Annotated in this window: 8 protein-coding genes, 1 tRNA gene, 2 rRNA genes and 1 pseudogene; 4 read left to right on the top strand and 8 right to left on the bottom strand. The window is 62.1% G+C overall.

The features are described from left to right. Positions 1 to 104 precede the first annotated feature (104 nt). Positions 105 to 994, bottom strand: a pseudogene (locus tag H2O14_RS14435) (LysR family transcriptional regulator). A gap of 107 nt (positions 995 to 1101) precedes the next feature. On the opposite strand from H2O14_RS14435, the gene H2O14_RS14430 reads away from it, so the two are divergent. Further along, positions 1102 to 1824 (top strand): SDR family oxidoreductase, encoded by a 723-nt coding sequence (locus H2O14_RS14430; RefSeq protein ID WP_182828199.1) that lies wholly within the window; start codon positions 1102 to 1104, stop codon positions 1822 to 1824. Positions 1825 to 1948: 124 nt separating this feature from the next. Next, positions 1949 to 2239: an Atu4866 domain-containing protein gene (locus H2O14_RS14425; protein WP_182828198.1), complete on the top strand. Its 291-nt coding sequence runs from the start codon at positions 1949 to 1951 to the stop codon at positions 2237 to 2239. 281 nt (positions 2240 to 2520) lie between these two features. Here the strand turns inward: H2O14_RS14425 and H2O14_RS14420 are convergent, their stop codons facing one another. Further along, positions 2521 to 3432: a helix-turn-helix domain-containing protein gene (locus tag H2O14_RS14420; RefSeq protein ID WP_182828197.1), complete on the bottom strand. Its 912-nt coding sequence runs from the start codon at positions 3430 to 3432 to the stop codon at positions 2521 to 2523. 670 nt (positions 3433 to 4102) lie between these two features. Between H2O14_RS14420 and H2O14_RS14415 the strand changes: the two genes are divergently transcribed. Continuing rightward, positions 4103 to 4714, top strand: coding sequence for a TetR-like C-terminal domain-containing protein (locus H2O14_RS14415; RefSeq protein ID WP_182828196.1), 612 nt, complete (start codon positions 4103 to 4105; stop codon positions 4712 to 4714). 212 nt (positions 4715 to 4926) lie between these two features. Here the strand turns inward: H2O14_RS14415 and H2O14_RS27505 are convergent, their stop codons facing one another. From H2O14_RS27505 to H2O14_RS14400, 3 genes are all read right to left on the bottom strand, one after another. Next, positions 4927 to 5670: a MoaF-related domain-containing protein gene (locus H2O14_RS27505; RefSeq protein WP_246697394.1), complete on the bottom strand. Its 744-nt coding sequence runs from the start codon at positions 5668 to 5670 to the stop codon at positions 4927 to 4929. A 60-nt stretch (positions 5671 to 5730) separates the two neighbouring features. Beyond that, positions 5731 to 6093 carry a nuclear transport factor 2 family protein gene (locus tag H2O14_RS14405; protein WP_246697393.1) on the bottom strand — a complete coding sequence of 121 codons (363 nt, stop codon included), beginning with the start codon at positions 6091 to 6093 and terminating at the stop codon, positions 5731 to 5733. Positions 6094 to 6193: 100 nt separating this feature from the next. Beyond that, the gene (locus H2O14_RS14400; RefSeq protein ID WP_182828195.1) at positions 6194 to 6847 is read right to left on the bottom strand and encodes a hydrolase; all 654 of its coding nucleotides are present in this window, start codon (positions 6845 to 6847) and stop codon (positions 6194 to 6196) included. Between the two features lie 357 nt (positions 6848 to 7204). On the opposite strand from H2O14_RS14400, the gene H2O14_RS14395 reads away from it, so the two are divergent. Then, positions 7205 to 8140: a pirin family protein gene (locus H2O14_RS14395; RefSeq protein WP_182828194.1), complete on the top strand. Its 936-nt coding sequence runs from the start codon at positions 7205 to 7207 to the stop codon at positions 8138 to 8140. Positions 8141 to 8423: 283 nt separating this feature from the next. Here the strand turns inward: H2O14_RS14395 and H2O14_RS14390 are convergent. The 3 genes from H2O14_RS14390 to H2O14_RS14380 all read right to left on the bottom strand — a co-directional run bounded on the left by H2O14_RS14390 (position 8424) and on the right by H2O14_RS14380 (position 11806). After that, positions 8424 to 8500 (bottom strand) — tRNA-Met (locus H2O14_RS14390). Between the two features lie 160 nt (positions 8501 to 8660). Then, positions 8661 to 8775 (bottom strand): 5S ribosomal RNA (gene rrf, locus H2O14_RS14385). A 233-nt stretch (positions 8776 to 9008) separates the two neighbouring features. Next, positions 9009 to 11806, bottom strand: a 23S ribosomal RNA gene (locus H2O14_RS14380). Positions 11807 to 11862: the final 56 nt, after the last annotated feature.

Genomic DNA, 11862 nt, shown 5'->3' with positions numbered 1-11862 from the left:
CGCCAGCGCTGAGACACCCCCGCAAAGACCGTATGGAGCCGGCTTATGCGTCGCGCGTTCGTGGGTCCGTACATGGTGCGGCCGAGCCGCCGCCTGTCGCCAGGTCAGCGAAAGTCGCGCAGATGCGCCACGAGCGCTCGCAGTTTCGGCGCCATGTTGCGGCGGCTGGGATAATAGAGATAGAAGCCCGGAAAGCGCGGACAGAAATCTTCCAGCACGGGCGTGAGCTCGCCGCGGGCGATCGCGGGCCGGAAACTGTCCTCCATGCCGAAACTGATCCCGGCGCCGGCCACCGCGAGCTTGATCATCAGGCCCATGTCGGTGGTCGTGATCGTATCCGCCACCGCCACGGAAAACTCCCGGCCGTTTTCCGCGAATTCCCATCGATAGGGCGCGACCGCCGCCCCGCGTCGCCACCCGATGCAGCGGCGCCGTGCGAGCTCGCTCGGATGAAGCGGCTCTCCGTGCCGCGCCAGATAGGCGGGCGACGCAACCGCCAGCTGACGCTGTTCGCCCGAGACCGGCACGGCGATCATGTCCTGGGCGATCACCTCCCCAGCCGCACGCCGGCGTCATATCCTTCGGCGACGATATCGAATTCCTCGTCGGTGACGGTGACATGCAATGTCACCTCCGGATAGCGATCGAGAAAGGAGGAGAGCAGTTCGCCCGACAGAAAGCTCTCGGCGATCGACGACACGGCGAGCGTCAGCCGGCCCCGCGGCGGGCCGCGCAGATTGGTCGCCGCCTCAAGAGCCGCCTGCATGCCGAGCAATGCCGGCGCCGCCTCGCCATAGAGCAGTTCGCCCGCCTCCGTCAGCCCGACGCTGCGGGTCGTGCGATTGACGAGGGCGATGCCGAGCGTCTCCTCCAGCCTCCGGATCGTCTGGCTTACGGCCGACCGCGTGACGCCCATGCGATCGGCGGCGGCGCGAAAGCTCTTCTCTTCCGCAACGAGAGCAAAGACGGCGAGCGCGTTGAAATCCGGCGGCATTGGTTAGCCCTTCTAACCTTTGAGTGCAGTTCTTGGCGGCTTATCGCGACAATGTCCGGACGCTATCTTCCATGCAACCGCGAAAGCGAAGAAAGAAGGAGAAAATCATGGACAAGGTTGTTCTGATCACCGGCGCATCCAGCGGAATCGGAGTGGGCATCGCTCATGAACTGGCGCGCGCCGGCGCGATGGTGGCGCTCGGAGCGCGTCGCACCGATCGTCTCGAAAGCGTCGCCGAGGATATCCGTGCGGCCGGAGGCCGGGCATTGACTTGCAGGGTCGACGTCACGGACCGCGCCGATGTCGCCGCCTTCGCCGAGACGGCCCGCCGGGAATTCGGCCGGATCGACGTGCTGGTCAACAATGCCGGCGTCATGCCGCTGTCGCTGATGGCGTCGCTGAAGGTCGACGAATGGGACAGGATGGTGGACGTTAACATCAAGGGCGTGCTCTACGGCATCGCCGCCGTACTGCCGCACATGACCGAGCGCGGCTCCGGCCATATCGTCAACATCGCCTCCATCGGCGCTCTGGCGGTGTCGCCGACCGCCGCGGTCTATTGCGCGACCAAATTTGCGGTGCGGGCGATATCCGACGGCCTGCGCCAGGAAAACGACCGGCTGCGCGTCACCTGCATCCATCCGGGCGTGGTCGAGAGCGAGCTCGCCGACACCATTACCGATCCGGTCGCGGCCGAAGCCATGAAATCCTATCGCGCCGTGGCGCTGACCCCGGACGCCATCGGTCGCGCGGTGCGCTACGCCGTCGAGCAGCCGGAAGATGTCGACGTCAACGAAATCGTCGTCCGCCCGACGCGCACGACGTCTTGAGCGATCTGCGGCATCCCCGCAGCGCCTCAGCCCGAGGACCAACCCCCATGCCCGACATCATCACCACCACTGCAACCCTCATCATCGTCGCCGCCGTTCCATACGGCGCGGCGACCCCATCGCCATGGCGGAGAACACCATGCCAAAACAGTCGAACACCCAGGCCCTGCCGCAAAACCATCCCTATCTCGGCATGTGGATCACCGGCGACGGCCAGATCCGCCAGGAACTCCTGCCGACGGGCCGCTATGACGAAGCCCGCGGCAAACGCCAGAGCGCCTATCAGGGTCGCTACGTCGTCACCGGCAATCACATCGACTATTGGGACGACACAGGCTTCACCGCGGACGGCGTCTTCGTCGATCAGGACACGCTTCATCACGGCGGAATGATCTTCTACCGCCGGAAGCCCTGATCGGAGCAGACGCAGATGCTTGGCTGAACGTTGCCGAACGGACATTGCAACGGACGGCCGAGCGATCTCGCCGATCGGCCGGCGCTTCCAAGAACTGGCCTCGCGTCGATGATGTCAAATTCGTCGGGCCTGCGCCGAGCCTGCGGCGGCGCGTCGGGCCAACCCACCGTCGGCATCGATCACGGCGGCGCCGTGGGCCGCGTTCGGCCGGCGGCGACCTCGCCCCGGGCTGTTCTGTCGGCGACACGGGCGGGTCTGATCGGGATCGAGGATCGCAACCGTCATTGGGACCGAGCGGAGCGGCACGGCTCGCGCACCGCCCTGCGATAGTCGGTCGGGCTCAGGCAGTGGTGTTTCATGAACACCCGGGCGAGCGCCTGGTTCGACGAATATCCGACCTCGTGGGCGATCTCGGTGACCGGAAGGTCCGTGTGCTCCAGCAGTTCGCAGGCTTTTTCCAGTCTCAGTCGCGTCAGATACAGTCTCGGCGGCGCGCCGAAACTCTGCTTGAACATGCGCGCGAAATGAAACGGCGAGAGCCGCGCCTCCTTGGCCAGTTCATCGAGGCTGATATCGTGCGAAAGCTGGGCGCGCATCAGTTCCACGCACCGGCGCTGCGCCCATGGAGCGAGACCACCCTTGGCGCTCGCCAACGGCGCCCCGCCCAACCGGCAGAGTTCGGCGAGAATCTCCAGCCCCGCCGCCCGCGCCATCAGCCGCGAGGGCGGCCCTTCGTCGTCGCAGAGAGCCCACAGCGTCCTAAGCGCCGACCGGATGGTGGGGGAATCGAACACCCTGCCGTAGATGAACGAATTGTCGATCGAGAACCGCCCGTCCGTGGCGTCGTCGAGGACGACCTGCCACTGCGCCAAAGGAAAGGCCAGGCTCCGGAGCCGATGGCTCTCCTCATTGACCACGCTGGTCGAGAAATTCGGCGCGGCGACAGCGAGGGCGCCTTTTTCGGTCGCAATGTCGAAATAGCCTCCGCCCAGATCTCCCCTAACGCGTCTGCAGCCGCGCATGTCCTCCACCAGGACGATATCCGGCAGCGCGGGGCGCGACATGTCACCGGCGGGCCGCTGGATTTCGAGAAGGTCGAGTATCGCGCCGGGCGATTTCATCGTCCGCATATAGGACGCGTGCTCGCCGATGCTGTGCCACTCGGCGAATGAAGACGGGGCATGAACGGTCATGGTCGTCCCTCCCGAGCCGAACGCGCCCGATGAAAGTTCGAAGGCCGGGTCGGATCGCCCAGCGGCCGACCACAGTCGACCGGGCTCAAGGCCTGACGCTTCCGAAAGACCGGACGGAGAACCAGGTTCGACGAACGCCACACCTCCGGCGCGATCCGCGCGACCATAGCCGGAGCGGAGTAGACGTTGCCCGTTTCGCGTCTCATATCAGTCCATCCGCCGCCCGTGTCTCTGCTCACGCGGCGGCCGCCACGCAGGTCTTCATGCGGCGCGAGATCGGCGACCGCAGGGTCGGACATATCTGCGGCCGGCTGAGACGCCTCCGACAGGTAAATCAGGCAGCCTGCAGATTTCACGCTTTGAACATAGCGCCGCAGGTGACCATTGTTGCGCCCTCGAGCAAAGGAACGATCAGCGGTTCCGGGCATGTCGGGTCTCCTATCCTTTGCGCAGATCTTCGGACCGATCCTGCGGTCCCTGTCGCGCCGCGATGACGGCCGGCGCACTCTGCCAAACGAGACGTGTTCGGGTTCCGAGGCTTCAGACGGCTTTGTTGCGCGCGCCGTCGCTGCGCTCCACAAACGACCAGAAATCGCGATTGGTTTGCCTCGATCTCTTCTCCCAGGCGGCGCAAGACGCTACCGTTCCGTCCAGAGTGGAGGATTTTTGGATGGAACGCAAGAGTATCGACCTTACGCTGAGGCGGAAGCCGAGCGGGGCGGCGCTCATCCGGCCGGAGCTGACGACAGCTTTGTTTCGCGCCTTGTTCGAGGAATGGGCGATGACGGGCTTTGCCGCCGTCAGCCTGGAGCGGGTGGCGGCGAGAGCCGGCGCGGGAAAGGCTGCGATCTACCGGCGTTGGCGTTCGAAGCTGGAATTCGCTTGCGAGGCGATCCGGAGCGTCGAGGTCATGCGGTTGGGCGCCGCCGACCGCGGTTCGCTGCAGGCCGATATCAGGGAATATCTTCGTGCGACGCGCACGGTCCTGCGACATCCTTTGGTTCGCCGCATCATTCCCGATCTGGTCGCCGAACGGCTTCGCTCGAACGAACTGTCGGCGATGCTCGACGGCATCGCTCAGGCGCGGCGACAGTTCGGGCATAGACTGCTGGATCGCGCGATCACGCGGAGAGAATTGCCCGCCGACCTCGACAAAGAGCTGGCGCTCGATCTCCTCTTCGCTCCGCTTTACTCACGTCTGATCGTCCTCGGGAAAAACTTCACCATGAAGGAACTCGAACATCTGGAGTTCGCCTTGGTCGCCGCCATCAAGACCTGTTGATTGGCCAGCGACCCCGGGCGACGTGACCGAACGGCGCCTGTTTTCTGCGAGCGAACGCCGGCCCGCCCGGCTTCGGCTCAGCGCCCGGGAAGGACGGCCCCGGTTCGGTCCGGACCGGAATTTTGTCGACGCGAAGAGCGCGTTGAAGCGCAGCGTCCTCTTCCCGATCCGCTGTCTCTCGCGTGATCTCCACGTCTCATCGATGCAAGGCGTCAGGTCCGCCCGCGCCGCGCGTCCCGCATCGCCTCTCCGGGATCGAACATAGGAACGCGTCCCTCGGCCGCCGCGGCCGCCGTTTCGGTTTGGAGCACGTCCCAATGTTCGGCCAGTTTGCCGTCCTCGACCCGGAAGACGTCGATTGCGATCAGCGGTTCCTCGGCCCAACCGCGGATGCGGCCGTGGATCGCCACGAGGTCGTCTTCCGCCAGGATCAGGCCGGGCTCGTAATGGACATGTTCGGGCAGTTGAGCCACGATCGCCCGCAAAGCGTCCCGACCCTGCGCAATGGCGGGATTATGCTGGATGTAATCCACGGCGTAGAGCCGCTCCACGGCCGCGGCGTCGCGGCGCTGGAACAGCGAGGTCATCGCGTCGAGAACCAGCGCCTTGTTGCGCTGCGGGAGGTTGTCGGCGGGACGTGCGGCGGGGCGGGTGATCGTCATTGCGCCGGTCATGCGCAGAAATCGACCGTCCGGCAGCGTCGCGAACGAAAAGACCAGGCCGCGATCGTAGTCCTGTATATTGGCGACCGTGGCGCCGCTCTCTTCCCGCCAGCTGACCGCGAAGACACCGTTGCCGATCGGCGCGACCTCGATGTCGACGGTCTCGGTTCGGGCGAACGGTCCCTCCTTGATCTCGAACCGGAGTTGCGAGATCGACAGCAGCGTCAGGCTCACTCGAAAATTAGGATAGGAGACATCCATCTCCAATCCAGTGGGAAAACCATGATCCGTCATTTTCAGGTCCTTCTTGGCGACCGGGTCCGGCCGGCGGCGCGGCCGCCGCAAGTCGCAGGTTCAGATGTCGTCCTGGTCCAGGAAAACATGCAGCGCTCTGATGAGGCCGCCTTCGACATGCGCGACGTCGACGCCTGTCGCGGCAGGCGGACCGCCGGGCGGACCGGCCCGCCATTGCAGCCGTCCCAAGCCGTTGTGGCCGGATGCCGGCCTTATCGCCGTGAACCCGAAGTCGGCTGGCAGATGCGCCAGAAGATCGCCCACAGCGTCGCAAATGGCTTGATGTCCCCGCGCCGAGCGGTGAGGCTCATGGAGCTCGGCGTCCGCGTCATAGATCCGCCGGATCGCCGCGAGGCGCCGGGTGGCGTCACGCTCGCCGAACACCAGATCGAGATTGTCCTGCATGAGTTCGTCGATATGCAAACCGCGCCTCCCTTGCGGCCGCTCCGAGCCGCGCGATGGATGGCGCGGCGATCCCCACGGCGAGAATGCCCCGAAGTTCGCCGCGCCGTGACTACTCCAATCAGCCCGCAGAGCTCGGCGCCGGCGTGTTGAGCAACTGCTGCTCCCACAGGAAGGCGATGCCGCTGCCGGCGGCATGCTGGATCATGACCTCATTGATCGCGCCGGCGGTCTCCGCCCGCGCCCAGTCGCGCTGCCATTCCGCCGCCAGCGCCATCCAGGTGATCATGTTCACGCCGGCCGCGATCATCCGCTTGATGGCGACGTCGTGCGCTTCCGTCGATACGCCTCCGCAGGCATCGGTGACCACCGTCACGTCCCAGCCTTCGCCTGCAGCCTGGATCGCCGGCATCGCGACGCATACTTCGGTCCAAAGGCCGGCCAGGACCAGTTGCTTGCGACCCGTCGCCTTGACCACGTCCACCACCTTCGGGTCTTCCCATGTGTTGATGAACGTGCGGTCGATGACCTGCTGGTCGGGAAACACCTCGGTGACCTGCGGAAAGATGCGGCCGCCGCGATCCACGACCACGCTGGTCAGGATGGTGGGCACGTCGAAGACCCTCGCAGCCTTTACCAGGCCGGCCGAATTGTTGACCACCATATGCGGATCGTGGCTGTTCAGATTGGCGAGCTGATAGGGCTGGTGGTCGATCATGACGAGCACCGAATCCTCAGGGCGAAGAAGGGAGCCCAGGCCGTTGCGAAAATTCATCTGACTACTCCTGAATGTCGAGAGAAATGCGAGTTGGCTGCCGTAAACTAGCCAATGCGCACGTCGCCTGCGGCGCCGGGATTGCGGCGCCGGCGCCGTTCTTGCTCCCGATTGTCGTCTCCGCCGCTTTGAGCCTTGAGTTCGAAAGGCTCTTTGGGGAGGGTGAGATCACGTTTCACCCGAAATCACGTGCGCCGGCGCGCCGATGGAGATTGGGAGGGTCGGCCTGACCCGGCGACAGCGAGACGTCCACGCGCCGCAGCCCGCTCGAAATGGCGAAGGCCGGCCGGGCGCGCCTCTCGGGCGAACATGCTCGCTCGGCCCCCAGAGACGACCAAAACACGAAGGATGATGCATATGAGTTGGAATCCATCAATCGAACCGGGTTGTCCCGATGGGGTCGGGATCGACGCGATCGAAACCCTGATCGTTCCGCGATCGCGAGACCTCGGCGATTTCCAGGTGCGGCGCGCCTTGCCCGCGCCCAAGCGGCAGATGGTCGGGCCCTTCATCTTCTTCGATCAGGCCGGGCCGGCCGAGCTGCTGACCGGCCAGGGCGTCGACGTCCGGCCGCATCCGCATATCGGACTCGGCACGGTGACCTATCTCTTCCGGGGCGACTTCCATCACCGCGACAGCACCGGCGCCGATCAGATCATCCGGCCCGGCGCACTGAACTGGATGGTGGCAGGCAGGGGCGTGACGCATTCGGAGCGCACGTCGGCCACGGCGCGCACCGGGCCCAACAGCCTGTTCGGCATTCAGACCTGGCTGGCCTTGCCCGAAAGCCATGAGGACGTGGCGCCCAGTTTCGAGCATCGCGGCAAGGAGACGCTGCCGGTGATCGAGGACCGGGGCGCTTCTGTCCGCGTCATTCTCGGCGAGCTCTATGGCGAAGCGGCGCCCGCGGCGATGTTTTCGGAGACCTTCTACGCCGACGTGACGCTGCGGCCGGGAAGCCGGCTGCCGATGCCCGACAATCACGAGGACCGCGGCGTCTACATCGTCGAGGGCTCGATCACGGTGGCCGGACAGGACTTCGAGGCGTCGCAGATGATGGTGTTTCGACCGGGCGACCGCATCACGGTGGCCGCCGGGGAGCGCGGCGCGCGCCTGATGATCCTCGGCGGCGCGACGTTCAACGGGCCGCGCTACATCTGGTGGAATTTCGTCGCCTCGTCGCAGGAACGCATCGAGGTCGCCAAGGCGGAATGGCGCGCCGCGAACTGGGGCAAGGGCCGCTTCGACCTGCCTGCCGATGATCGCAGCGACTATATCCCCCTCCCCGATTGAACGACCGCAACGCTGGCGGTCGGAAAGAAACGATCTGTTTACCGGGTCGGGCCGGCGGGCGCAGCGGCCGTCCAGCCCGGCGTCGAGCCGCTTTTGTCCACCGACGGCGTCTCCGTCTTTGGCGTGGCGATCAAAGGCGCGAGCTGAGATGTCGGCCCGTTGCGGACCATGTTGGGCGAGCCGCATCGTCGACAGGGCGCCCGCTCGGTCCATCGAGGGCACCCAGAAACGCAGAAAGCCCCTCGGCGATTGCCTTGGGGCTTGGTTGGTGGTTCTGTGATTTTGGTTGCGGGGGCAGGATTTGAACCTGCGGCCTTCAGGTTATGAGCCTGACGAGCTACCGGGCTGCTCCACCCCGCGTTACCAGGTTTTTGCCGGGAGGCAAAATACCGACCGACTTTCGCCGTAGGCAAAATATCGCTTAATCCGGAAGGCTGAACCGCGACAGGTTTTTGGCTATGCAAAAATACCGGAAGCGCCTGCGTGTTGTGAAGAGTTATGAGATGTTTGCATTTTGCAGACCTGGCGGCGACCTACTCTCCCGTGTCTTGAGACAAAGTACCATTGGCGCAGGGGCGTTTCACGGCCGTGTTCGGAATGGGAACGGGTGCGGCCGCCCCGCCATGACCACCAGGTCGGCGAAAGGCAAACAGAGAAGCTGGTTCTTTGCGAATAGCGAATAGGGATCAGCGAGTAGCATGTCCGTATTTGCTGGTTCGATCGAATGTTTGGGCGTTTTGCAGGCTTTGGGCCTGCCGCCTGACTTTTCAGGCGCGCCGTCCGCAGCGTAGCAGTCGTCAGACTGCGTCAGCGTGAGGACAAAGATGTTCATGAGCTGAGCTCATGAAGATGATCATAGGCAATGGGAACGATCAAGTCTATCGAGCTATTAGTAACGGTAAGCTTCACAAGTTGCCTTGCTTCCACACCCGTCCTATCGACGTGGTCGTCTTCCACGGCTCTCAGGGAACACTCGTTTTCAGGTGGGTTTCCCGCTTAGATGCCTTCAGCGGTTATCCCTTCCGTATATAGCTACTCTGCTATGCCGCTGGCGCGACAACAGATCCACCAGAGATACGTCCATCCCGGTCCTCTCGTACTAGGGACAGATCCTGTCAATATTCCTACACCCACGGCAGATAGGGACCGAACTGTCTCACGACGTTCTGAACCCAACTCACGTACCGCTTTAAATGGCGAACAGCCATACCCTTGGGACCTGCTCCAGCCCCAGGATGCGATGAGTCGACATCGAGGTGCCAAACAACCCCGTCGATATGGACTCTTGGGGGTCATCAGCCTGTTATCCCCGGCGTACCTTTTATCCGTTGAGCGATGGCCCTTCCACGCGGGACCACCGGATCACTATGACCGACTTTCGTCTCTGCTCGACTTGTCAGTCTCGCAGTCAGGCGGGCTTATGCCATTGCACTCGACGACCGATTTCCGACCGGTCTGAGCCCACCATCGCGCGCCTCCGTTACTCTTTCGGAGGCGACCGCCCCAGTCAAACTACCCACCATACACTGTCCCGGACCCGGATGACGGATCGCGGTTAGACATCCACGAAGATAAGGGTGGTATTTCAAGGATGGCTCCACAAAGACTGGCGTCCCTGCTTCAAAGCCTACCACCTATCCTACACATGCCTTGGCGAATGCCAGTGTAAAGCTATAGTAAAGGTGCACGGGGTCTTTCCGTCTGACCGCAGGAACCCCGCATCTTCACGGGGAATTCAATTTCACTGAGTCTGCGTTGGAGACAGCGGGGAAGTCGTTACGCCATTCGTGCAGGTCGGAACTTACCCGACAAGGAATTTCGCTACCTTAGGACCGTTATAGTTACGGCCGCCGTTTACTGGGGCTTCGATTCAAAGCTTGCACCTCTCCTCTTAACCTTCCAGCACCGGGCAGGCGTCAGACCCTATACGTCGTCTTGCGACTTCGCAGAGCCCTGTGTTTTTGATAAACAGTCGCTACCCCTGGTCTGTGCCACCCCTCAATACTTGCGTATAAAGGGGTCACGCTTCTTCCGAAGTTACGCGTGCAATTTGCCGAGTTCCTTCAACGCAGTTCTCTCAAGCGCCTTGGTATGCTCTACCTGACCACCTGTGTCGGTTTCGGGTACGGTCTATAATGGCGGAGCTATTTCCTGGAACCGCTTCCCTGCACAATCAATCCAGTAAGACTGTACAAGTTACGCGATCCGTCACTACCGCCAGGCCCACGATTATTAACGTGGTTCCCATCGACTACGCGTTTCCGCCTCGTCTTAGGGGCCGGCTAACCCTGCTCAGATTAACTTTAAGCAGGAACCCTTGGTCTTTCGGCGAGGGAGTCTCTCACTCCCTTTATCGTTACTCATGTCAACATTCGCACTTCCGATACCTCCAGGAGCCCTCACGGGTCTCCCTTCACAGGCTTACGGAACGCTCCGCTACCCCTAGATATTCGTAAGAATGTCTAAGCCTCAGCTTCGGTGCATGGCTTGAGCCCCGTTACATTTTCGGCGCAAAGACCCTTGACTAGACCAGTGAGCTGTTACGCTTTCTTTAAATGATGGCTGCTTCTAAGCCAACATCCTGGTTGTTTTGGGATCCTCACATCCTTTCCCACTTAGCCATGACTTGGGGACCTTAGCTGGAGGTTAGGGTTGTTGCCCTTTTCACGACGGACGTTAGCACCCGCCGTGTGTCTGCCGATTAGTACTCCGGGTATTCGGAGTTTGGTTAGGATCAGTAAGACGGTGAGTCCCCATAGCCCATCCAGTGCTCTACCCCCGGGGTATTCGATCGACGCTCTACCTAAATAGATTTCGCGGAGAACCAGCTATCTCCAGGTTTGATTGGCCTTTCACCCCTAGCCACAAGTCATCCCAATCTATTGCAACAGATGCGGGTTCGGTCCTCCAGTTGGTGTTACCCAACCTTCAACCTGCTCATGGCTAGATCACCTGGTTTCGGGTCTAATGCAACTAACTGAACGCCCTGTTCAGACTCGCTTTCGCTGCGCCTACACCTACCGGCTTAAGCTTGCTAGTTACACTAAGTCGTTGACCCATTATACAAAAGGTACGCAGTCAGCCTTGCGGCCTTCCACTGTTTGTAGGCAACCGGTTTCAGGTTCTATTTCACTCCCCTCGTCGGGGTGCTTTTCACCTTTCCCTCACGGTACTGGTTCGCTATCGGTCATGCACGAGTACTTAGGCTTGGAGAGTGGTCTCCCCATGTTCAGACAGGGTTTCACGTGCCCCGCCCTACTCAAGGACATCGAGTGTTCTACGTCTACGGGGCTATCACCCATTCTTGCCAGGCTTTCCATCCTGTTCGACTTTATTCCTCGATGCCACTGGCCTGGTCCGCGTTCGCTCGCCGCTACTGACGGAGTCTCGGTTGATGTCCTTTCCTGCAGGTACTTAGATGTTTCAGTTCCCTGCGTTCGCTTCTTACACCCTATCTTTTCAGGTGCAGATACCTCTTCTCAATGCTTGGAACCAAGACCGTCCGAAGACGGGCCAGATTACCAAGCATCAGAGGTGGGTTCCCCCATTCGGAGATCCATGGATCAAAGCCTATTCGCAGCTCCCCACGGCTTATCGCAGCGTATCACGTCCTTCTTCGCCTGTGCATGCCTAGGCATCCACCAATTGCCCTTATTTCACTTGATCGTTCTCATTGTCGATGATCATCTGAACCGCGAAAGCGGTTCAGATCGATGGTCTTG

The sequence above is a fragment of the Rhizobium sp. G21 genome, from assembly GCF_014158035.1.
In the GTDB taxonomy this organism is placed as follows: domain Bacteria; phylum Pseudomonadota; class Alphaproteobacteria; order Rhizobiales; family Rhizobiaceae; genus Rhizobium_E.
Note: the sequence above shows the minus strand (reverse complement) of the source record. Positions and strands in the feature narration are given on the sequence as shown.